The sequence below is a fragment of the Nonomuraea maheshkhaliensis genome (genome assembly GCF_039529435.1).
GTDB lineage: Bacteria > Actinomycetota > Actinomycetes > Streptosporangiales > Streptosporangiaceae > Nonomuraea > Nonomuraea maheshkhaliensis.
The window spans coordinates 17,936-40,216 of the sequence record NZ_BAAAMU010000022.1 but is presented as its reverse complement, the minus strand read 5'-3'; the positions used below and the strand labels follow the sequence as shown (position 1 = coordinate 40,216).

The following is a 22,281-nucleotide window of genomic DNA, read 5'->3' as shown; positions in this document are numbered from 1 at the left end:
CCATGAGTGATGAATCGAAGTTCCTACGCCTGACGGTCGAACTGACCGTCGAGGTGCTCGACATGGACGCGCTGCAGGCCGCGGCGCTGGCCGAGATCCGGCACCCCGACTCCGACCTCACCGACGAGGAGCGGACCGAGCAGGCCGAGCTGGTCTCTTCCGACGACTCCGGGGCCTCCGCGCTGCAGTGGCTGATCGAGCCCGACCACGTGCTCGCTCTCGTCGACCACATCAGCGAGATCGAGCCGCGCGAGGCCGTTCTCGGCGTCGAGCCGGCCGAGGAGCCGAGCGAGGAAGAGGAAGACGAGCACGAGCACGCGTGAGGTTGAGCGGTGGCCACGACGTTGTCAGGCGTCGTGGCTTTTCGCTTCCCGGGGTCGTGTTTCGCCGTTGTCTAGGATCGGAACCCTTCTTCGACTGAGAGGGTTTCCGATGATCGTCGCTTTTTCCATCACCCCGCTGGGCGTCGGCGAAGGGGTCGCCGAGCCGGTCGCCCGCGCGGTCAAGGTCGTCCGTGACAGCGGGCTGCCGAACCGCACCGACGCCATGTTCACCACCGTCGAGGGCGAGTGGGACGAGGTCATGGACGTGATCAAGCGCGCCGTCGACGCCGTGGGCGAGGTCGCGCCCCGGGTGAGCCTCGTACTGAAGGCCGATCTGCGCCAGGGCGTCACGGACGGGATGACCTCCAAGCTGGAGTCCCTGGAACGCCACCTTTCCTAGCTTTTCGCGATATATCTTGACCGTCTCCGCGAACGCGACATATCGTGTTGCCTGTTTCGCTGACGCGATAGTACGCGTTCCCGGAGGTGGTCTCAATGGAGCAAGAGCGAGTGCCGGTCCTGGTGGTCGGCGCCGGATACGCCGGCCTGAGCGCCGCGACCCTGCTGGCCTGGCGCGACGTGCCCGTCATGCTGGTCGAACGGCATCCGGGCACGTCCGTCCAGCCCAAGGCGTTCGGCGTGGGGCCGCGCGCGCTTGAGCTGCTGCGTCCCGTACCGGGGATCGAGGAGGAGCTGGCCCGCGTCTGGGCCGGGATCGGCGAGAACATGCGGATCGCGATCGCCCGCGACCTGGCCGACCCGGAACCGCATATGATCATGAGCAGCGAGAAGGACGAGATGGCCTTCATGCGCGAGCTCACCCCCGTCGCCATGGTGGGCGCGCCCCAGTCCGAGATCGAGCGCCTGCTCCGCGTCAAGGCCGAAGAACTGGGTGCCGACCTGCGCTTCTCCACCGAGCTCATCTCTCTGGAGCAGGACGACGACGGGGTGACGGCGCTCATCCGCTCGCGCGACGGCGACCGGCTGGTCCGGGCCGACTACGTGATCGCCGCCGACGGCTGGCGCAGCCCGCTGCGCGAGTCCCTGGGCGTGCCCACCACCGGCAAGGGCACGCTGGGGCAGATGTGCTCGATCATGTTCGACGCCGACCTGTCCGGGCTGGTCAACGAGCGCGAGGTGACGCTCTGGTACCTGCAGAACGACGTCTTCACCGGCGTGATCGTGACCGGCACCGGGGTGGGAGCCCACGTGCTCGGCGTCAACCTCGCCGAGGGCGAGAGCTCGGCCGACTTCACCACGGAACGCTGCGTCGAACTCGTCCGCCTGGCCGTCGCCCGGCCGGAGCTGGGCGTACGGGTGCTGGACAAGTCCACGTTCGGGATCGCACATGTGCTCGCGGAGACGTACCGGGCGGGGCGGGTGTTCCTCGCCGGCGACGCCGCCCACACGATGCCGCCCACCGGCGGCCAGGGCGGCAGCACGGCGCTCCAGGACGGGTGCGACCTGGCCTGGCGGCTGTGGCTGGTGCTGAGCGGGCAGGCCGGGGAGGGGTTCCTGGACACGTACGACGCCGAACGCCGTCCCGCCGGCACGCTGACGGCCGACGCGCAGCTCGCCAACCTCGGCGTACGCATGCCGCCCGCGGCCCGCGTGGGTTACCCGGAGCCGCTGGAGGACCCGGCCGGGCTGCTGCTCGGCCTGCGCTGCCACTCCACGGCGATCCTCGACGAGCCCGGCGACGACGGCTCGATCCTTACGGACCCGCGCGTGCCCGACGGGCGCCCGGGCAGCCGGGCGCCGCACGTGGTGCTCGACTGGGACGGGCAGCGCATCTCCACCGTCGACCTCTTCGGCTCCGGCTTCGTACTCATGGCCGCGACGCCCGCCGGTCAGGGGTGGATGGAGGCGGGGCGGCTGGTCAGGGAGCGGCTCGGGGTGCGGCTGACGCGGCTGCTGGTGGACGACGAGCTGATGGACGTGCACGGGTGCTTCCAGGAGCGGTACGGGGTGGGCGGGGGCGGCGCCGTGCTGGTCAGGCCGGACGGGTATGTGGCGTGGCGGTCCAAGGACGGCGTCGTCGATCCGGTGAGCACGTTGGAGCAGGCGATGCGCCGGATCCTGAGCCGCTGACCGGGTCTTGGCCCGCGTACCGGCCTCGCGCCGCCCGCGTACCGAAGCCTTCAACCTTTTCCGCAGAAGGCCTTGGTGGCGATGCCCATGACCTCCTCGGTGGACGGGTTCCTGGTCGAGGGGTTGATCGACAGGACCATCGACTTGCCGGAGTCGGAGCGGAACGCGAACGTCATGTACCCGATCAGCTCCCCGCTGTGCCCCCACACCGTCCCGCACGGCAGCGGGTACGCCTGCAGCCCCAGCCCGTACGCGAACCCGGCCTTCGTCGGGACGGTCGTCCGCATGGCGCGCAGTGACGCGGCGCTGGTCAGCCTGCCGCTCAGCAGGGCCGACATGAACCGCTCCAGATCCGCCGTCGTCGAGATCATCTCTCCGGCCGCCCAGTCGAGGGAGGGGTTCATCCGGGTCGCGTCCACGAGCTGGGGCATCGGCTCGTACCCCTTGGCGTGCGGCGACGGCACCCCGGCCCGGTCGCCCGGCACCACCGTGTGCCGCAGCTTCAGCGGGCGCAGGATGCGCCGTTCGACCTCTTCGCCGTACGGCCGGCCCGTCAGCTTGCGCACCAGCAGCCCGAGCACCACGTAGTTGGTGTTGGAGTAGTGCCACTCGCCGTCGTCGGGCAGCTTCTTCGCGAAGGCCACCTTGAGGAGTTCGCCCGGCTTGTACGAACGGAACCGCGCGTCGCCGCGCCACCGGTTGGTCGAGTAGCCCGGCTCGCTCATGTAGTCGTACAGGTGGCTGGAATGGTTGAGCAGCGCGCGGACCGTGATGCCGTCGCCGCCCGGCACGAGGCCGGGCAGGTGCTGCTCGATGGGGTCGTCGAGGCGTACCTTGCCTTCGTCCACGAGTTGGAGCACCACGGTCGCGACGAACGTCTTGGTGACGCTACCGATCCTGAAATATCCGGCAGGCGACGGCCGGCCGCCGCGCTTGACGTCGCGCACGCCCACGGCGGCGGACCAGCTCTTCTCGCCATCGGAGATCCGCGCCAGCACGGCCGTCGCGCCTTTCCCCGCCACGATCTTCTCCATCTCGGGCCGCACCCCGGTCACGACCTGGCCAGCTGCGGCCACGGTCACGGCCGTCAGCACGTTCATCATCGTCTGAATCATGAGGCCCAACGCTAGGGAGAACGAGGTGGGCCCCAGAATGAGGCACTCCACCCACTCCACCTGCGGAAAACCACAACACCGGACCGATGCCGCCTTGAGGTAACAGCCGGTCCCGATTCCGTCAATCCATCGAGCAGCCCGATATCGGCGGATACCGGATAGCTACCGATACAGCAGCTCACCAGAATCGGGCGAGAAGGGGTACCAGCACACGCAAGGCAACGTTCTCGATGGGAGAAAAGGATGCGGTTCCGGCGAACTCTCATGATTCTCACCATGGCCCTGGGATTCCTCTTACCGTGGGCCTCGACGGCGTCCGCTGCGCCGGAAACGTCGAACATCTCGGCTGCGGCCGACTGTAACGGGTACCAGCCGTACGCCTATCCTCCGGCCCAGAACGGCGACGTCATCACCGGAATCGGCGGTTGCGGCTCCCAAGCCGTCACGGTGGAGATCTGGATCGACGTGTCCCTGGGGTTCGACATCAGAGCAGGCTGCTGCCCCCGATACACCAGCCCCGTCACCGCATACGCCTACTGCAGCAGGACCGGCGCCGGAAACTACTACACGCTGGTCAGGACCTCGGTCGGCACCTTCGAATCCGAGCGAAGGTGGCTCTGCTAGCTGATACCGCCAATTGAACGGCTGCATTCTGCACTCCATATGCGAGCGCAGAATGCAGCCGTTCTTGTGCGTGCGGCTGAATGCCGGCCGACGCCGAAATACCGCAATGCACGGCTGTCATGAACCACCCTGCGACCTGCCACCAGCCTTACTGGAACCCTCCACCACCGGCCTTGGTTCGCCAGCCAACTCCAGCTCTGCTTTGCCGGCCAATACTGGCGCTATGTTGCAGACCAGCACCAACCCTATTTCACTGGCCAACACCGGCCTATTTTGCAGGCCAACACCTTCCGGGCCAGCACCGGCTTCACGTTGCCGTCCACGAGCGTCCTCCCCCTGATGTCGGCGGGCCTGCACGGAACGACGGCGAACGACACAACACTCGCGGACTCAACCACCGCGACGCCTGTGACCAGGTCAAACTCGTACACCACTTCCGTGAACGCCACCCCCTTCCCGGCCCCGTACCTGGTGGCGTCCTGCGCCTTTCACCTGCCGACCATCCGGCGGCTTCCGGTAGGCGACGTACCCGCGATGCCGCCCTCACTCCCGCCGAGGATCCGGCGCAACCAGGACCAGCAGGAGCCTGACCCGCGTGAACGCCGAGGCCAGGCCGATCAACGGCCGGCAAGTCCCACATGGGGCAGCGCGCTCTTTAAGCCTCAAATCACCTCTCCGCCTGTGGATAACCCAACGCCGTCCACAGAATCCCGTTCGACTCCCCGCTGCCCTGCCCTCGCCCTCGATCCTGGGCTCCTCCCGATGACCCTGACCCGAACTCCCACTCGAACCGCAACGCAGTAATGCGCAAGGCACCAAGCCGCATACCGGAGGCATCACTCGTGAAAATCGCCATCCCTCTCCCCGACTCCATGACCTCCCTCTTCATCGTCGCCATGGAGCACGTCCCCTTCGACGTGAAGTCATTCGTGCCATGGCGCATCGGCAGCACCTTCAGACGGGCCGCGATCACCTCAACGGCCAACGGCACACTGACGGTGACCCACCACCCGACCCCGTGGAGACCGATCGGCACCGCCCTCACCAACGACGAGAGACACAGGCTGCGCCGCACCCGACATCACGTCGTGATCTCCTCCACCGCACCGCCGCACAAGCTTCCCACCACCGTCCAGGTGGCCCGCGCTGCGGCGAGGGCGCTGGCCCGCGAGTGCGACGGCCTGCTGATCGACCCGCTGACCAGCTCCACGATTCTCACGTGCGGCAGATGCCCGGGCGAGCCGGCCGGGTTCAGTCTCGACGACGACTGGCTGTCCTGGGACGCCCAGGTCCACGATGCCGCGACGTGCCCGCCGTGCGGCCCCGCCGATCTGGGGGCGTGCGACTGCCTCCGCGTCATCTCCCAGGGCCTGCGCCGTTTCGCCCTCCCGGAGATCACCATCGACGGCGCCGCCTGCGCCCACAGCCTGTGCGCGACCAATCTCCTGCGTACGGTGGCCGGTCGCCTGCTGGCCGACCACCTGTCCTACCTCGCCGCCCACCCTGAGGCTGGAGACCGCGAGATCGACGACTTCCTCCGCATCCAGCCCTCCGACCAGCCGGACGGCGGCCTCCCGTTCGGGGTGCGGCTGACACCGTACGACGCGGACGTGGGCGGACTCGGCCGCACCGGCACCATCCGCCGCCTCAAGATCGGCCCCGCCCCGGGCTCGGGCCGGATCAGCTGCCTCAAGGTCGGCCCACCCTCAGGCTTCACCGGCTCACTGAACGACTGGCTCTGCGCCAGGCAAACCACCCACCACGCAACGCTGACCTCCATCGACTGCCACCCACCCGAGCCCTCCAGAGCTCTGGCCGCATGACAGCCACCTCCCCGCCCCGAACCCGCGACCACCCGTACCGAGGGCGGCCCCAAACATGCCGAGCACAGGCCCCACGCATGCCCACGCCGGACCACCCGCGCCCAACGCCCGACCACCCGCGCCGAGCGCCCTTGCCGAGCACACGACCCGGCATACCGAACGCCGGACCACCCGCACCCCACGCATTCCGGACACGACACCGCCCCGGCGGCCCCGCACGAAACCCGAATGGATCAGGAGGGACCGGGCCGGCTGATCACCAAGGACTGGGCGGGGAGCCGCAGCCTTTCCCCATCCACCGACACCGGCTCGTCCGAAGTCAGGAGGACCGTCCCCGGCACCAGCGGCAACGTCGCCGACTCCTGGGAGAAGTTGACCGCGACCGCCAACTCCCCCCTCCACATCAGCAACCACCGACCCTCCGGATCGACCTCGACCCGGACCCGGTCCAGACGGGGGTCCGACAGTTCGGGCAGGGCCTTGCGCAGCGCGATCAGGTCGCGATACCAGCACAGCAGCGACCAGTGCTCTTCCTCCTTCACCTCGGTCCAGTCCAGCTTGGAGCGCAGGAAGCTCTCCTCATCCGAGGGGTTCGGCGCCTCCCACACGTACCCGAACCCGTCGAATTCGCGCTCCCTCCGTGTCCCCTCGCTCTCCCGAAGCTCCGGCTCGACGTGGTCGGAGAAGAACAGGAACGGCGTGCGCGCCCCCCACTCCTCCCCCATGAACAACATCGGCGTGAAGGGCGAGGTCAGCAACAACCCGGCGCCGATCTTGAGCGCGGGGATGGGCAGCCGGTCCCCGACGGGCCGGTTACCGATCTGGTCGTGATTCTGCAGGCAGGCCACCAGCCGGTGACCGGCCACACCGTCGAAGGAGCCACCGTGCGCGCGAGCCCGGAAGCTGGAGTACGTCCCGTCGTGCAGCACCCCCTGCGTGAGCACCTTGGCCAGCGCCGAGAGCTGGGCGAAGTCCTGGTAGTAGCCGTGGCTCTCGCCGCTGACCGCGCAGTGCAGGGCGTGGTGCACGTCGTCGTTCCACTGCGCCGTCATGCCCAGCCCGCCGGCGTCGAGCGAACGCACCATGCGCGGGTCGTTGAGATCGGACTCGGCGATCAGCGACAGCGGCCGGCCCACCGAGCAGGCCAGCGCGTCCACCTCCTGCGCCAGCTCGGCCAGCAGGTGCGTGGCGCGTCTGTCGTGCAGCGCGTGGACGGCGTCGAGCCGCAGCCCGTCGACGTGGAAGTCGCGCAACCACTGCTGCGCGTTGCCGATGAAGTAGCGCCGCACCTCGTCGGAGTCCGGCCCATCCAGATTGACCGCTTCACCCCAGTAGCTGCCGTCATATCCGGCGAAGTACGGGCCGAAAGGCCGGAGGAAGTTCCCCGACGGCCCCAGGTGGTTGTAGACGACGTCCAGGATGACCCCGATCCCGGCCCGGTGGCAGGCGTCCACGAACGACTTGAGCCCGTCGGGGCCGCCGTACGTCTCGTTCACGGCGTACAGGTCCACGCCGTCGTAGCCCCAGTTACGCTCGCCCGGCACCGGCGCGACCGGCATGACCTCCACGAAGTCCACGCAGAGCTCCACCAGATGCGGCAGCTTCTCGATGGCCGCGACGAACGTCCCTTCAGAGGTGAAGGTGCCCACATGCAGCTCGTAGATCACCGCCCCGCGCAGGTCGCGGCCCTTCCAGTCGTGGTCGGACCAGGTGAAGCGGGCGTGGTCGTACACCGCGCTCGACGCGAAGATGCCGTCCGGCTGGCGCCGCGACCGCGGATCCGGGTACGGCCCGTCGCCGTCCACCACGAACGCGTACCGAGTGCCGTGCCCCGCGCCCTCCACCTCCGCCCTCCACCAACCACCTTCCCCGGGGGACATCGCCCTTCGCCCGCCCAGGACGTCCACTTCGACCACTGTCGCCTTCGGTGCCCAGACCTCAAAGATCATGTCGCTCCAGCAGTGAGACCGGATACTGACCGAGCAGGTGCCCGAGCGGAATCCGCCCGGTGTAGAGGCCGCCGGTGAGCAGATCCCGCCACGTGCCCGGCGGCAGCGTCAACGTCGTGGCTCCCCATCCCGTCGCGGCCAGCCGTACGGGCAGCCGAGTAGCCACAACGACCGCCCGCGCCCGCACCCCAGCCCCGACGTCCGCCCCACCCCCAACCTCCACATCCACATCCACATCCACCGAACCCTCCGCCCCCGGGCTGGTCGGCACCTCCACACCCGAACCGGGCGACGCCCCCGCACCCGAACCGACCGACAACCCCGCACCCGAGCTGGTCAGCGTCCCCGCACCTGACCCAGCCGACATCCCCTCACTCGATCTGGCCGGATCTTCCCCACCCCAGCCCGCCGGAGCCCCCATGCCTGCACCGGTCGGAGGTCTCGCGCCCCAACCGGCCACGGTTCCCACCACGGCGTCGGCGCGGATGGCGGTGCCGGAGCTGGTTTCCGGCCATGTGGCGGCCCCGGCACCCCGATCATCTCCACGCCCCGAGGTTCCGAGACCAGAGTCAGCAGCATGCCCGGTCCCGAGACCCGAGTCCGCATCACGCGCGGGCCCAAGACCAGAGCCCTCGCCACGCACGGACCCGAGACCCGAGCCCTCGCCACGCCCACCTTCGGCACCCTCCTCGGCACCAGCGTCGGCGGAGGTGGCTGTGCGGACGTCTGAGGGAGCAACGGGGTCGGTGCGGGCGAAGGCGATCACGTGGTCGGCGCGTTCGCCCTCCGCCTGCAGCGGCAGGTACGGCGCCGCGCCCCCGAGTCTGCGTCGCAGCCGCAGGGCCTGGGTGGTGACCAGCAGTTTGGCCGAGTCCCACGATGTCTCCGGTTTACGGGGATACGTCACCGGCCGGCGGTTGTCCGGGTCGACCAGGGAGAAGTCCGTCGTCTCGTTGCCCTGGTACACGTCGGGCACCCCCGGCATCATCAGCTGCACCAGCTTGGCCCCGAGGGAGTTGGACATCGCGTACGGGTCGATGCGTTCGGTGAAACCGCCGATCGGCAGGCGTACGGCGGCCTCGGCGAAGGATCTCAGGCGGCGTTCGTAGGAAGGATCAGGATGCACCCAGGAAATGGCGGTCTTGGCCTCGCGGGCCGCTTTGAGCAGATAGTCGGTGAAGCGTTCGGCGGAGATCGGCCAGGCGGCCATGAGGTTCTGCCAGGCCAGGTAGTCGAGGTGCGGGTCGAAACTGACCTGCGCCGACCACTCCTCCACCTGTGCCGCCCACTCGCCGGGGATCTCCGACAGCACCGACAGCCGGGCCCGTACGTCCTCCGACCGCTTGGTGTCGTGGGTGGACAGGGCGGTCATCGAGTACGGGGGCATCTCCTGGCAGAAGGCGTGGAAGTCGGCCACGCTGGCGCCGAAGGCGTCGGGCTCGCCGCCGACCTCGTTCAGGCAGGCCAGCGGGAACCACCGGTAGAGCGCCGTGTCCTCCACACCCTTGGCCATGACGGGACCGCACGACTGCTGGAAGCGGACGACGGCCTCCGGCGAGCCGTGCAGCACCTCGCGGACCAGCGGGCGGACGGCGGGCGAGCAGGACTCGGCGGCCAGTTCGACGATCTCGGCCGACTCGGGGGGAGGCGGCTCGCCGGGCACCACGTACGCTCGGTAGACCGGCATGGCGGCGAGCAACTCACGGACGGCGGCGGGGTCGCAGGAGGTCGCCCGGGCCAGGCGGTCGATCTCGGCGCCGAAGAACAGATCGAGCACGTCCGCCTTCGACTGCTCCATCACCGGCCGGTATTCGGCTGGTTGTCCTGTCATGTCGGCGAAAAGGCGGATCAGCGGTTCTTTGCCGGCCGGGTCCACGAAGAGGCCGTTGACGCGGTTGAGCACCTCGTAGCCGGAGGTGCCGTCGCAGGCCCAGTCGCGGGGCAGCCGTTCGGAGCCGATGAGGATCTTCTCGACGACCGTCCAGGCGCCGCCCGTGCGCTCGCGCAGCCGCTGGAGGTAGCCGCGCGGATCGGCCAGGCCGTCGGGGTGATCGATGCGCAGGCCGTCCACCAGCCCCTCGTCGAGCAGCCAGAAGATGACCTCGTGAGTGGCGAAGAACACCGACGGGTCCTCGACCCGCAGCCCGATCAGCGACGACACGTCGAAGAAGCGCCGGTAGCCGGGCCCCTCGCGCCAGTCGACCAGGCGATAGTGGCCGGGGTGCGGGTAGGCGTGCTCGTGGTAGCGCAGCACGTCGCCGTCGACGACCGGCTCGGTGTCGTCGCCGAGCACGGGCAGCGCGACCTTCCCGTCGCGCCAGTCGATGTCGAACCACTTGACGTACGGCGAGGCGGGGCCGTCCTTGAGCACCGACCAGAACTGGGCGTTCACCGTGTTCATGTGGTTGGGCACGATGTCCACCACGATGCCCAGATCGTGCGCGGCGAGTTGCTGGGCCATCTCCCTGAACCCGGTGGCCCCGCCGAACTCCTCCCTGATCCGGGAGTGGTCGGTGACGTCGTAGCCGTGCCGCGACTCGGGCGTGGCCTGGAGGATCGGAGACAGGTAGACGTGGCTCACGCCCAGGTCGCGCAGGTAACCGGCGATCTCGGCCACCTGGGCGAAACCGAAGTCGGGGGTGAGCTGCAGCCGGTAGGTCGAGATGGGTCTAGACACGGCGCAGCACCCGTACGCTGCGGCCGGGCACCGCGATGCCCTCGCCCGCCTTGATCATCCGCACGTCGAGCTTGATCGGCATGGCCGTGTCGATCTCGGTGTGCCACATCTCGCCGTAGTCCTTGGGGATCGTGAACTTGATGGTGTCGTAGTGGGCGTTGAACAGCAGCAGGAAGGAGTCGTCCCGGATCGGCCGGCCGCGCCGGTCGGGTTCGGTGATGGCGTCGCCGTTGAGGAAGACGGCCAGCGACTTGGCGTAACCCACGTTCCAGTCGCTGTCGGTCATCTCTTCGCCCGACGGGGTGAGCCACGCGATGTCGTTCAGCCCGCGCACCGGTTTGCCATAGAAAAACCTCCTACGCCGGAAGACGGGATGTTTCTTTCTCAGCTCGGCCAGGCTCTGGGTGAACTCCAGCAGCAGCCAGTTCTCCCTGACGTCCGACCAGTCCACCCAGGTCAGGTCGTTGTCCTGGCAGTAGCCATTGTTGTTGCCGCGCTGCGTGCGCCCGAGCTCGTCGCCGTGCGAGAGCATCGGCACGCCCTGCGACAGGAACAGCGTGGTGAGGAAGTTGCGTTTCTGCTGCTCGCGCAGCGACTCGATGGCGATGCCCGCGGGGCCCTCCTCGCCGCAGTTCCAGGACCTGTTGTCGTCGGTGCCGTCGCGGTTGCTCTCCTTGTTGGCCTCGTTGTGCTTGTTGTTGTACGAGACCAGATCTTGCAGGGTGAAGCCGTCGTGGCAGGTCACGAAGTTGATCGAGGCGGCGGGGCGGCGGCTGTCGTCCTTGTAGAGGTCGCTCGATCCGGTGAACCGCGAGCCGAACTCGGGCAGCGTGGCCGCCTGCCCCCGCCACAGGTCGCGGATGGTGTCGCGGTAACGGCCGTTCCACTCCGTCCACCGCGAGGGGAAGTTGCCGACCTGATAGCCGCCAGGACCGACGTCCCACGGCTCGGCGATCAGCTTGACCTGCGACAGCACGGGGTCCTGCTGCACCAGGTCGAAGAACGCGCTCAGCCGGTCGACCTCGTGCAGCTCCCTGGCCAGCGTCGAGGCCAGGTCGAACCGGAACCCGTCCACGTGCATCTCGATGACCCAGTAACGCAGCGAGTCCATGATCATCTGCAGGACGTGCGGAGAGCGCATGAGCAGACTGTTGCCGGTGCCCGTGGTGTCCACGTAATACCGCTTGTCGTTCTCGACCAGCCGGTAGTAGTTGAGGTTGTCGATGCCCCTGAACCCCAGCGTCGGCCCGAGGTGGTTGCCCTCGGCGGTGTGGTTGTAGACGACGTCGAGAATGACCTCGATGCCCGCTTCGTGCAGCGAGCGCACCATCGCCTTGAACTCCAGCACCTGACCGCCCCGCTGCCCCTGGCTGGAATAGCGGTTGTGCGGGGCGAAGAAGCCGATCGAGTTGTAGCCCCAGTAGTTGGACAGCCCGCGCTGCTCAAGGATGTGGTCGGTGACGAACTGGTGCACCGGCATCAGTTCCAGCGCCGTCACGCCCAGCTTGGTCAGATGGTCGAGGATCTCCGGGTGGCCGAGCGCCGCGTACGTGCCGCGCAGGTGCCGCGGGATCTTCGGGTGACTGATCGTCAGCCCGCGCACGTGCGCCTCGTAGATCACGGTGTCGTGATACGGCGTCGCGGGCGGGCGGTCGTGGCCCCAGCCGAAGAACGGGTTGATCACGATCGAGCGCGGCACGTAGGGGGCGGAGTCGAGGTCGTTCCTGGTGTCGGGCTGGCCGAAGCGGTAGCCGTACACCGCCTCGTTCCAGTCGACGCCGCCCTCGATCGCCATGGCGTACGGGTCGAGCAGCACCTTCGACGGATTGCAGCGCAGGCCGCGCGCCGGCTCGTAGGGACCGTGGATGCGATAGCCGTAGCGCTGCCCCGGCCCGATCCCCGGCAGGTAGCCGTGCCAGATGAACCCGTCCACCTCGGCCAGCGGCACCCTCGACTCGACATTGGCCTCGTCGAACAGGCACAGCTCCACCTTGTCCGCGACCTCGGTGTAGAGCGAGAAGTTCGTGCCCGCGCCGTCATAGGTGGCCCCGAGCGGATAGGGGTCACCCGGCCAGATCTCGATCATCGAGGCTCCCTTGCGGTCTTTCCCCATGGTCTGTTCCCCCGCTCAACCCGACAACCCCGGGCCCGACTGATCACCCTGTTCCTTCCCACGCTTGCGTCGTCCTTACTCCGCCCGAGGTCAACGGGGGGCCGCCCCCGGCGGCGCGGTGTCGAAGACGGCTCACCCACACAGCATGCGCCTGCTTCCGTTTGCCGTCGCCGTAACGGGCAACATGCGGTTTCATGGGCGGATTCAAACAGTTCTTACTCCGAGGCAACATCGTCGAACTCGCGGTCGCCGTGATCATCGGCGCCACGTTCAGCGGTTTGGTGCAGGCGCTGGTCACCGATCTGGTCACCCCACTGATCGGGGCGATCACCGGCGGCCGGCAGCCCGACTTCGCCGACTACTCGTTCACCGTCAACGGCAGCCGTTTCCTCTACGGCGACTTCCTCAACCACCTGCTCAGCTTCCTGATCATCGCGGCCGTCGTGTACTGGTTGATCGTGGCGCCGATGACCCGGCTGATCTCGCTGTTCGACCGGAACAAGGCGGCCACCACCAAGCAGTGCCCCGAATGCCTGTCCGACATTCCCGCCGAGGCCCGCCGTTGCGCGAACTGCACGGTCGTGCTGGTGCCGGATTCGGAAAAGCCCAGGCAGTGACGCGCGACCCGGGTGCGGGCGTCGGCCAAGATGGACCCGGTCGCCGCGCCCGGGTCCATCTCCCGGCCGGGATCCGGCTACCCTCCCCGCTATGAGGCACGGGGATTCCAGCCTCCTCAAGGAGAGTCGATGAGCGTTGAGTTGATGGTCTGGGACGAGCCCGTACCGATCAGCAGGGACCAGGCACGGGCGACGTACCTGGCGGTCAAGCGGACGGAACCCGCCACCGGTGCCGCGCCCGGCGTCGCGAAGGAGCTGCCGGGGCAGGTCACGACTTATCCGGACGGGCACGTCCTGGTGACGATGGATCTGGACACGATGGACGAGATGTCCGCGCAGGTGTTCACGGCCGCGCGGGCGCACGGCCTGGTCTGCTACGACCCGCAGCGCGACCTCGTGCACAACGTGGCGCCGCTGGGGGTGTACGAGGGCATGCAGCTCCACACCGGCGACGGGATGATGGTCAACGACCCCGACCTCGGGCTGATCCACGACGTGCTCGGCACGATGTCACCGCAGAACCCGTTCGTGGCGGTGGTGAACTTCGGGCGGCACTTCCTCCAGGTTTCTCCCGGGTACGAGCTGGAATACAAGGAGGGGAAGCTCATCAGGACCGAGGTGGGGGAACTGGAGGAGGTACGGCAGGCGTTCCACGACTACGCGACCGGAAGTCGTACGTTCCTGACCCGATACGACTGGTCCGACTGAGCCCCTGGCCGCGTTCGACCCGGACGATGCGGCAGGATCAGGACGTATGAGAACCCTGTACCCCGCCATCGAACCGTACGACTCCGGACTGCTCGACGTCGGCGACGGCAACCAGATCTACTACGAGGTCTGCGGCAACCCTGATGGCAAGCCCGCCGTCATGCTCCACGGCGGACCAGGGGGCGGGTGCAACGCCAAGCACCGCCGCCAGTGGAACCCCGCGCTCTACCGCATCGTCCTGTTCGACCAGCGCAACTGCGGCCGGAGCCTGCCGCACGCCTCCGACCCGGCCACCGACCTGAGCGCCAACACCACGTGGCACCTGGTGGCCGACATGGAGAAGCTGCGCGAGCACCTCGGGATCGAGCGGTGGCAGGTGTTCGGGGGTTCGTGGGGCAGCTCGCTGGCGCTGGCGTACGCGCAGACGCATCCCGACAGGACGACCGAGCTGGTGCTGCGCGGGATCTTCACGCTGCGGCCCCAGGAACTGCGCTGGTTCTACCAGGACGGGACCAGCCACATCTTCCCCGACCTGTGGGAGCGGTTCGTCGCCCCGATCCCGGAGGACGAGCGCGGCGACCTGATCGCGGCCTTCGCGAAGAGGCTGGAGGGTCCGGACGACGAGGCCCGGCTGGCGGCGGCCAAGGCGTGGGCCCAGTGGGAGGGCGGCACGATCACGATGCGGCCCGACCCCGGGCTGGTCGAGGAGTTCGGCGAGGAGAAGATGGCCGTCGCCTTCGCCCGGATCGAGAACCACTACTTCACCCACGGCGGCTGGTTCGAGCCCGACCAGCTCATCAGGGACGTGGATCGGATCCGGCACATCCCGGCGGCGATCGTCCAGGGCCGCTACGACGTCTGCACCCCTGTGGCCACGGCCTGGGACCTGCACAAGGCGTGGCCGGAGGCCGAGTTCCACGTGATCGACGACGCCGGCCACGCCTACTCGGAACCCGGCACTCTGGACCGCCTGATCTCCATCACCGACCGCTGGTCCACTCCGAACAGCCAGGGCGGCACAACGGTGTAGCCGGGACGGCTTCGCGATGCAGCTGGGGCGGCCCTGCTGTGCAGCCGGGACGATCGCGTGGTGTGGCGAGGGCGAGCCCACTGTGTAGGCAGACGACCCCGCAATGCAGGCAGGACGGCCTGCGGTGCAGGGCCGGGGCAGGCTAGGTGCAGGCGGGGCGACCCCACGATGTAGCCGAGGCGATCCCTCGATGCAGGCAGGGCGGCCCGCTATGCAGCCGCCCCGGCCCCTGCAGTGCAGCCAAGCGGCTCATGCGGTGCAGGCAGACGGTCTAGGCAGTGCAGGCAGAACGAGCTGCGGTGCAGCGGGAGCCGCCCTGTTGTGTAGCTGGAACAAGTCCACGGTGCAGCCCGGACGAGCCCGCGATGCAGCCCGGACGAGCCCACGGTGCAGCCCGGACGAGCCCACGATGCAGCCCGGACGAGCCCACGATGCAGCCCGGACGAGCCCACGGTGCAGCCCGGACGAGCCCACGGTGCAGCCCGGACGAGCCCGCGATGCGGCCCGGACGAGCCCACGGTGCAGCCCGGACGAGCCCGGGATGCAGGCAGGGCGACCCCGGGATGCAGGGTCAGGGACGGCACCGCCGAGCGAGCTTGGGGCCGGCATGCCGCCTCATGCGGGGGACGGCTGCTCGCCGTGGCGACGGAGCGTCCACGCCGGCCCAGTTGGAGCGGCCGATGGGGCTACGGTCCCTCGGCATGGCGCCGCGACCGCTCTCCGGCGTAACCATGGGGCGGGCCGTCGGTGTAGCGATGAGGCGCGCCCCCGGCATAGCCCTGGGGTGCTCCTTCGGCGTACTGGTGCGGCGGCTGTGCGACCCCGTGTTGCGGCGCCCTCCCCCGGCCGAAGCTCGGCCGTCCCGGATCAGCGGCGGGGCCATACCGGGGATCCACCGACGGGTCCTGTCGCGGGTCCGGCCCGAAGTCCTGTCGCGGGTCCGCCCCGACATGCTGTCGCGGGTCCGGCCCCTGTCCGAACGACCGCTGCGGGTCCTCGAAAGGCGGCTGTGACGTGGAGGGGCGTTGGCGCCAGTTCGGGGCCGGGTCAGGGGCGGCGGGGCGGAGGTGTTCGGGCAGGCGGGCGCGCAGCAGCCGTACGGCCGGCGTGACCGCCCCGACCTGCAGCAGCGCGAACAGCGGCGCCAGCGTGGCCCCCAGCAGGAAGCCGGCCGCCACGTCGTGCGGATAGTGCACCCCGACGAACACCCGCGAGAACGCCATCACCACGGCCAGCGGGAACACCGCCCAGGCCAGAGACCGCCAGGCCAGGACGAGGGTGGCGGCGGCGCCGGCCGCGATGACGGAGTGGTTGCTCGGGAAGGACCAGTCGTCGAGCGGCGGGCAGGCGGCGATCGTGGCGATCCCGCCCCGGCACGGCCGGTCCTCCTGGACGAAGGTCTTGATCACCTCGCTCAGGATGTACGCCAGCACGATCCCGGCCGGCCCCGAGACCGCGAGCGCCAGTTCTCTGGCCGGCGCCCGCCACGCCCGCACCGCGACGACCACGAAGAGCGCCGCGAACACGAACAACCCGGCGTCGGTGCCGACCTCGGCGAGGGTGTGCAGCCACCCGGGCGTGGAGCGGGCGAAGTCGACGATGTCCTCGTACACACGTGTCCAATCCATGAATATGCGATGGACACGACCTTACGAACTCCGGCCGTCAACCGTGGTCAAAACGGCGTCAGGACAAGAGCTGGCGTACGAGCGCGGCCTGTTTCGTCTCCAGCTCGCCCCGGCTGATCAGCCCCCGGTCGAACGCCTCGGCGGTGGCGTCGCGCTCGGCGACGTAGTACGCGGCCATGATCTCACTGCGGAGCGGCGTGAACCCGCGCTCCACGCAGTCGGAGAAGATGGTGACCTTCTGCTCCAGCACGTCGGCGGCGACGGTGCAGGCCAGGTCGCGAGCCTTGAGTTGCTGAACCGCTTCACCGAGGGTGACGGAGCCGAGGGACCCGTTGAAACGGGTGTCAAGGGTGATCTTCACTTTCTTTGCGCCTCCGTACGTTTACAACGTTGTCGCTGAGGTCGCGTATTCCCAGCTCAAGTCGGGTAAGAGGGGGATCGTGATCGGTGCGCACGTGATCGTCGGCTATGCGAACGACCCTGGTGGGCGGGACGCCCTCGCGCTGGGGTCGGCGATCACCCGGGTCACCGGCGGCGAGCTGACGATCGCCACGATCTACCCGCCGGGCAGCCCGGGGCTGGCGGTGGAGGCGCAGGCCAATCTGGCGCACGCGGCCGAGGAGCTGGGGCAGGTCACGGCCGAGTACCTGACGTACGAGAGCCGGGGCACGGGGCGGGGATTGTCGGTGCTGGCCAGCCGGATCAGGGCCGACCTGATCGTGGTCGGCTCGGCGGGCGGCGGGCAGCCCGGCCGGATCACCATCGGCTCGGCCGCGGACCACCTGCTGCACCGCTCGTCCGAGGCGGTGATGCTGGCGCCGTCCGGCTATCAGCCGCCGGTCGAGCCCGCCCGGCTCACGCTGGCGTACGTGCATCGGCCGCAGTGTGACGCGGCGGTCGAGCAGGTGGCTCACGCGGCGCTGCGGCTGGGTGTCCCGCTCCGGCTGATCACCCTCGACCTGCGTACGGAGGATCAGGGCAAGCTCAGGGACGATCTCGCCCTGGCGGTCCGGCTGGCCTGGGAGAGCACCGGGATCGAGGCGGAGGCGGCCGTGGCCGAGGGGCACGACGTGGTGGCCGCCCTGTCGGATCTGGAGTGGCTGCCGGGCGAGCTGCTGGTGTGCGCGGCGAGCGAGGACGCGCAGCCGCACCGGGTGTTCCTGGGTGAGCTGGCCATGAAGGTGCTGCGCGCGTCGGCCTGCCCGGTGACGGTCCTGCCCAGGGGCTTCTCTTGAGCCTCCGACCGGGCCGGCGAACCGTCAGTGGGCTTCTCCCAGGCCGCCGACCGGCCGGCGAACCGTCAGTGTTCCTGACCCGCCGACCTGGCCGACGAGCCGTCAGTGGCGGGCGAGGCGCTCGTACAGTTCCACGTACCGATCGGCCATCACCAACGGTGTGAAGCGGCGGCGGGCCTCGCGACGGCACTCCTCGGGGTCCAGTTCGTCCAGCCGCAGCACCCACTCCGCCAGCTCCTCCTCACTGTCCGCCAGGAACCCGGTACGGCCGTGGTCGATGAGTTCCGGCAGGCAGCCGCGGCGCAGGCCCACCGGGGGCACCCCGAGCGCCATGGCCTCCACGACGGCGGTCCCGCCTGGTTCGTCCCACTGAATGGGGAACAGGGCCGCGCGGGCCGAGGCGTACAGGTCGTCCCGCTCCGCGCCGCCGACCGCGCCGACCCAGCGAACCAGGTCGCCGTCCAGGTAGGGGGCCACCTGGTCCAGGTGGTAGCGCACGTCGGGGTGGCTGTGCAGCGGGTGGTACGGGTTCTGGGCGACGACGTCCAGCTCGGCGGCGGTGTCGCGGCCGCTGACGGGGCCGGCCAGGACGAGGGGCAGGCCGAGCTTCTGGCAGATCCTGGCCGCCACGTGCTGGCCCTTGAGCGCGCAGATGCGGCCCATGACCATCAGGTGCTCGCCCCGCTCCACCCGCGGCTCGCGATCAGCCGGCGGGTCGGCCAGCGGGGTGGCCAGGTGGATGGAGCCGAGCGCGGCGGCGCGCAGGGCGTCGGGGGCGCGGGCGATCTGCGACTCGGAGACGCCGTTGACCGCGATCCCAGGCGGGAACGCGCCGTAGAAGGCCGGATGCTTGCGCAGGTCCCAGTGCAGGGTGTGCAGGACGGGCGGCCCGCCGAGCGCCGAGAGCACGGCCGGGCCGACCACCTCGACGTGATCGTGCACGAGGTCGATGTCGTCACGCCGCCGCAGCTCGGCCGCCACCCGGGCCAGATGCGCGTGCGCGATGCCCATGACCTGGTTGTACGGCTTCTGCAGCTCGGTGAACTGACCTTCGTCGTACGCGCTGATCAGCTCGTCCACCTCCAGCCCGCTGGAGCCGACGGAGGCCAGCACGACGTGCACGCCGCGCTCGCGCAGCGCGGGCACGAGGGTGGCCACCACGTTCTCGATACCGCCGTAGCCCGCGGGCGGAACCTCCAGCCACGGGCCCGCGTTCACCAGGACTTTCACGCCAGGTCCTCCTCAAGCACGAGGGAGGCGAGCGGAGGTCGTTCCGCCACCGCCACGTCCACGAGAGCGACATCGTTGTCGAGTCCGAACTGCAGCAGGGTGTGCGCCGGGGGCTCCGACGCGAGCACGCGGCCCTGGCGTTCCAGGCGGGACCACGCGGTCTGCATGATCTGCCCGGCCATCCGGCCCAGGGCGGCCATCGGCTGGTGGGTGTGGATGCGGTGGCCCAGGTCGACCTGGGCCATGGCGTCCAGCCCGACGAGCTGGAGCAGGTCGACGAGGAGGCCGAACTCCACGCCGTACTCGGTGACGAAGGGCAGTCGTTCGAGCACCTCGCGGCGGGCGGCGTACTCTCCGCCGAGCGGCTGGGCGAATCCGGCCAGTTCCGGCCAGAACATGTTGAGCAGCGGCCTGGCCACCAGCTCGGTCACGCGGCCGCCGTCGCCTCGCTGGACGGAGCCGTCGGCGGCGACGTAGGGCCGTTCGTAGGTCGCTTTGACGAAGTGGATGCCTGTGTCCACCAGCAGGGGCCCGACCAGGCCCGTCACGTAGTGCGCGCCGAAGCTGCGCAGGTCGGAGTCGATGTAGACGACGATGTCGCCCTTGGAGGCCGCCAGCCCCTTCCACAGGGCCTCTCCCTTGCCGGTGAGGGGCGGGAGGTGGGGCAGGACGTCGTTCTGCGCCACGACCCGGGCGCCGGCCTCGCGCGCCCGTTCGGCGGTGGCGTCGGTGGAGTTGGAGTCGACGACGAGGATCTCGTCGACGAGAGGTGTGCGTTCGATGAGGTCTCCGCGAATGGTGGTGATGATGTCGCCCACGGTGCTCTCCTCGTCACGCGCGGGCAGGACCACGCTGATCGTGGTCTCTCCTTTGGCCATCATTAAGGCGTCCACCGGCCACTCGGCTGACGTGCTCGAGTGCGGGCCGTACCATTCCTGGACCCTGGCCAAGGCTCGCATATCTGTCTCCATGCATCAGCCCCGATCTCATGAGGTCCCGGCTTCTGCCCGACGGTTAGGCTTACGAACATGTTTGTTTGATGGCGCCTAGACGTGGCATATGCCGGGTTGTGTCCCCAATGACCCGTGTCGGCATCGTAGGTGCCGGAAATGTCGCCGCTCGCCACGCAGACGTCCTGTCCGGCTTCCCCGATGTCACGATCGCTGGAATCGCCGACACCGATCCCCATAGGGCCGAGGCTCTGGCCTCGAAGCACGGCTCCCCCGCCTATGGCGGCCATGCCGACCTGCTCAGTGCCGGCGGTCTCGACGCTGTTTACGTCTGTGTGCCTCCTTTCGCGCACGGTAACCCGGAACATGATGTTCTGTCGTGCAATCTCCCGCTATTTGTAGAAAAACCCCTTTCACTAGACCTCCAAACCGCGGAAAAAATCGCGACCGAAATAGAGCGGAGATCGCTGCCCTCCGCCGTCGGTCACCACTGGCGTTATCTCGACATCGTCGAACAGGCCCGTGACCTGCTCTCCGGCCGTCCCGTACGCCTCGCGCTCGGTCACTGGCTGGACAAGGTGCCCCCCGTCGGCTGGTGGCTCAACCGGGAGATGTCCGGCGGCCAGATCGTCGAGCAGGCGGTCCACGTGCTCGACCTCGCGCGACTCCTGGTGGGCGAGGTGGAGATGGTGCACGCGGTGCCGGCGGGCGACAGCGTGGACGGTGAGGTCGACCGGGCCACCTCCGCCGTCATGCGCTTCGCCGGCGGCGCCTCCGGTCTGCTGGCCACCTCGTGCCTGCTGACGCGCAAGCACCGGGTGGGGCTGGAGGTGTGCGCGGAGGGGATCGCGCTCGAACTCAGCGAGACACGGCTGCTCGTGGACGGCGAACGCGCGATCGAGGACGACGGCCGGGCGAAGACCCGGGTGGACCGGGAGTTCATCAACGCGGTGCAGGGCAGGCCGGCCGATGTCCGCGTACCGTACGGTGAGGCGCTGCGCACTCATCGTGTGGCGCTCGCGCTCGCGCGCTCCGCCACCGAACGGAGGCCGGTGACCCTGCATGACTGAAGTGCTGAGCATCGAGGCGCCCGGCGAGGTGCGCCTGATCGAGGAGAAGCTGCCCGACCTGCCCGAGGGCGGCTTCATGGTGGCCACCACGCACAGCGGCGTCTCCGCCGGCACCGAGCTGACCTACGTCAAGGGCACCAACCCCTACCTGGGCGCGAGCTGGGATCCGGCGCTCGGGCTGTTCCGCGAAGGTGAGCCGTCGGTGTCCTATCCGGTGCGCGGCATCGGCTACATGCAGGTCGGCCTGGTGGTCGAGACGCGGACGCGGGCCGTGCGGGAGGGCTCGCTGGTGGCCATGTGCTACGGGCACCGCACCGCGTACGTGGCCGATCCCCTGACCGACCGGTTCGTCGAGCTGCCCGACGACCTCGACCCCATCCTCGGCATCTACGTCGCCCACATGGGCCCCATCTGTGCCAACGGCCTGCTGCACGCCGCCCACGACCTGCACGGCCCGGCGGTGCGGCACCTGGGCGACGGCGTGCGCGGGCGGCGGGTCGCGGTCGTGGGCGCGGGCGTCGTCGGGCTGCTGACGGCCTGCTTCGCGCTCTCCTGCGGCGCGGCCGAGGTCGTGGTGGTGGACGAGACCCCGGAGCGGCTGGAGATCGCCGCGGCGCTCGGCGCGGCCACGATGGCCGCCGGCGACGACCCGGCCGTGGACCTCAAGCGCCGCTGGCGCCACGGCCCGGGCGACCGCGGCGCCGACGTGGTCTTCCAGTGCCGCGGCCAGACCAGGGCGCTGGCGCTTGGGCTGCGCCTGCTGCGCCCCCAGGGCACCCTGGTCGACCTGGCCTTCTACACCCAGGGCGCGCAGGAGGTGCGGCTCGGCGAGGAGTTCCACCACAACGGGCTGACCGTGCGCTGCGCCCAGATCGGCCGGGTGCCACGCGGCCTCGCGCACGCCTGGGACAGGGAACGGCTCTCGCACGAGACCATCGGCCTGCTCAGGGAGCGCGGGCGGGCGCTACGTGAGCGCGTGATCACCGATCTGGTGGGTTTCGCCGACGCTCCAGACTTTCTGACCGGCCTCGCGGGCGGACGGCTTCAGACCGTGCAGGCTGTGCTCTGCGACCATGTCGAGGACGAGGGCGGCTGACC

General features: G+C 69.3%; 20 protein-coding genes. 11 read left to right on the top strand and 9 right to left on the bottom strand.

Annotation, left to right across the window (positions count from 1 at the left end):
- Positions 1-2: 2 nt before the first annotated feature.
- The 3 genes from ABFX54_RS17285 (at position 3) to ABFX54_RS17275 (ending at position 2,414) form a co-directional block, all read left to right on the top strand.
- A complete protein-coding gene (locus ABFX54_RS17285) occupies positions 3-323 on the top strand; it encodes a hypothetical protein (RefSeq protein WP_346105959.1) in 321 nt (106 codons plus the stop codon).
- Positions 324-432: 109 nt separating this feature from the next.
- On the top strand, positions 433-723 hold the full coding sequence (locus ABFX54_RS17280; RefSeq protein ID WP_346105957.1) for an MTH1187 family thiamine-binding protein: 291 nt from the start codon (positions 433-435) through the stop codon (positions 721-723).
- Positions 724-818: 95 nt separating this feature from the next.
- Positions 819-2,414, top strand: a complete 1,596-nt coding sequence (locus ABFX54_RS17275) for an FAD-dependent monooxygenase (protein WP_346105955.1) — start codon at positions 819-821, stop codon at positions 2,412-2,414.
- Positions 2,415-2,464: 50 nt separating this feature from the next.
- Here ABFX54_RS17275 and ABFX54_RS17270 read toward each other — a convergent pair whose 3' ends face one another.
- Positions 2,465-3,529 (bottom strand): serine hydrolase domain-containing protein, encoded by a 1,065-nt coding sequence (locus ABFX54_RS17270; protein WP_346105953.1) that lies wholly within the window; start codon positions 3,527-3,529, stop codon positions 2,465-2,467.
- A gap of 276 nt (positions 3,530-3,805) precedes the next feature.
- Here ABFX54_RS17270 and ABFX54_RS17265 point away from each other — a divergent pair, with 276 nt between their 5' ends.
- The gene (locus tag ABFX54_RS17265; protein ID WP_346105951.1) at positions 3,806-4,153 is read left to right on the top strand and encodes a hypothetical protein; all 348 of its coding nucleotides are present in this window, start codon (positions 3,806-3,808) and stop codon (positions 4,151-4,153) included.
- Between the two features lie 245 nt (positions 4,154-4,398).
- On the opposite strand, the gene ABFX54_RS17260 is transcribed toward ABFX54_RS17265, so the two are convergent.
- Positions 4,399-4,602 (bottom strand): hypothetical protein, encoded by a 204-nt coding sequence (locus tag ABFX54_RS17260; protein WP_346105949.1) that lies wholly within the window; start codon positions 4,600-4,602, stop codon positions 4,399-4,401.
- A 423-nt stretch (positions 4,603-5,025) separates the two neighbouring features.
- On the opposite strand from ABFX54_RS17260, the gene ABFX54_RS17255 reads away from it, so the two are divergent.
- The gene (locus ABFX54_RS17255) at positions 5,026-5,976 is read left to right on the top strand and encodes a hypothetical protein (protein WP_346105948.1); all 951 of its coding nucleotides are present in this window, start codon (positions 5,026-5,028) and stop codon (positions 5,974-5,976) included.
- A 233-nt stretch (positions 5,977-6,209) separates the two neighbouring features.
- On the opposite strand, the gene treZ is transcribed toward ABFX54_RS17255, so the two are convergent.
- Genes treZ through glgX form a run of 3 tightly spaced genes read right to left on the bottom strand, consistent with a single transcriptional unit; the run spans position 6,210 to position 12,688 of the window.
- Entirely contained in the window at positions 6,210-7,925 is a 1,716-nt protein-coding gene (gene treZ / locus ABFX54_RS17250) for a malto-oligosyltrehalose trehalohydrolase (protein WP_346105946.1), read from the bottom strand.
- Positions 7,915-10,602: a malto-oligosyltrehalose synthase gene (gene treY, locus ABFX54_RS17245; RefSeq protein ID WP_346105944.1), complete on the bottom strand. Its 2,688-nt coding sequence runs from the start codon at positions 10,600-10,602 to the stop codon at positions 7,915-7,917. The genes treZ and treY overlap by 11 nt, the downstream gene beginning before the upstream one ends.
- Positions 10,595-12,688, bottom strand: coding sequence for a glycogen debranching protein GlgX (gene glgX / locus ABFX54_RS17240; protein WP_346105942.1), 2,094 nt, complete (start codon positions 12,686-12,688; stop codon positions 10,595-10,597). The genes treY and glgX overlap by 8 nt, the downstream gene beginning before the upstream one ends.
- A 221-nt stretch (positions 12,689-12,909) precedes the next feature.
- On the opposite strand from glgX, the gene mscL reads away from it, so the two are divergent.
- The 3 genes from mscL to pip all read left to right on the top strand — a co-directional run bounded on the left by mscL (position 12,910) and on the right by pip (position 15,070).
- Positions 12,910-13,332, top strand: coding sequence for a large conductance mechanosensitive channel protein MscL (gene mscL, locus ABFX54_RS17235; protein ID WP_106248112.1), 423 nt, complete (start codon positions 12,910-12,912; stop codon positions 13,330-13,332).
- Positions 13,333-13,461: 129 nt separating this feature from the next.
- The gene (locus tag ABFX54_RS17230) at positions 13,462-14,040 is read left to right on the top strand and encodes a hypothetical protein (RefSeq protein ID WP_346105940.1); all 579 of its coding nucleotides are present in this window, start codon (positions 13,462-13,464) and stop codon (positions 14,038-14,040) included.
- Positions 14,041-14,086: 46 nt separating this feature from the next.
- Positions 14,087-15,070, top strand: coding sequence for a prolyl aminopeptidase (pip, locus tag ABFX54_RS17225; protein WP_346105938.1), 984 nt, complete (start codon positions 14,087-14,089; stop codon positions 15,068-15,070).
- 686 nt (positions 15,071-15,756) lie between these two features.
- Here the strand turns inward: pip and ABFX54_RS17220 are convergent.
- Both ABFX54_RS17220 and ABFX54_RS17215 read right to left on the bottom strand, forming a co-directional pair.
- On the bottom strand, positions 15,757-16,698 hold the full coding sequence (locus ABFX54_RS17220) for a phosphatase PAP2 family protein (protein WP_346105936.1): 942 nt from the start codon (positions 16,696-16,698) through the stop codon (positions 15,757-15,759).
- A 58-nt stretch (positions 16,699-16,756) separates the two neighbouring features.
- Positions 16,757-17,059 carry a hypothetical protein gene (locus ABFX54_RS17215; protein ID WP_346105934.1) on the bottom strand — a complete coding sequence of 101 codons (303 nt, stop codon included), beginning with the start codon at positions 17,057-17,059 and terminating at the stop codon, positions 16,757-16,759.
- A gap of 79 nt (positions 17,060-17,138) precedes the next feature.
- Between ABFX54_RS17215 and ABFX54_RS17210 the strand changes: the two genes are divergently transcribed.
- A complete protein-coding gene (locus ABFX54_RS17210) occupies positions 17,139-17,933 on the top strand; it encodes a universal stress protein (RefSeq protein ID WP_346105932.1) in 795 nt (264 codons plus the stop codon).
- Between the two features lie 102 nt (positions 17,934-18,035).
- On the opposite strand, the gene ABFX54_RS17205 is transcribed toward ABFX54_RS17210, so the two are convergent.
- Both ABFX54_RS17205 and ABFX54_RS17200 read right to left on the bottom strand, forming a co-directional pair.
- Positions 18,036-19,163 carry a glycosyltransferase gene (locus tag ABFX54_RS17205; protein ID WP_346105930.1) on the bottom strand — a complete coding sequence of 376 codons (1,128 nt, stop codon included), beginning with the start codon at positions 19,161-19,163 and terminating at the stop codon, positions 18,036-18,038.
- Positions 19,160-20,122, bottom strand: a complete 963-nt coding sequence (locus tag ABFX54_RS17200; protein WP_346105928.1) for a glucosyl-3-phosphoglycerate synthase — start codon at positions 20,120-20,122, stop codon at positions 19,160-19,162. Before ABFX54_RS17200 ends, ABFX54_RS17205 begins: the two co-directional genes overlap by 4 nt.
- A 119-nt stretch (positions 20,123-20,241) precedes the next feature.
- On the opposite strand from ABFX54_RS17200, the gene ABFX54_RS17195 reads away from it, so the two are divergent.
- Together ABFX54_RS17195 and ABFX54_RS17190 are read left to right on the top strand one after the other, a co-directional pair.
- Entirely contained in the window at positions 20,242-21,183 is a 942-nt protein-coding gene (locus ABFX54_RS17195; RefSeq protein WP_346105927.1) for a Gfo/Idh/MocA family protein, read from the top strand.
- Positions 21,176-22,279, top strand: coding sequence for a zinc-binding dehydrogenase (locus ABFX54_RS17190; protein WP_346105925.1), 1,104 nt, complete (start codon positions 21,176-21,178; stop codon positions 22,277-22,279). Before ABFX54_RS17195 ends, ABFX54_RS17190 begins: the two co-directional genes overlap by 8 nt.
- Positions 22,280-22,281: the final 2 nt, after the last annotated feature.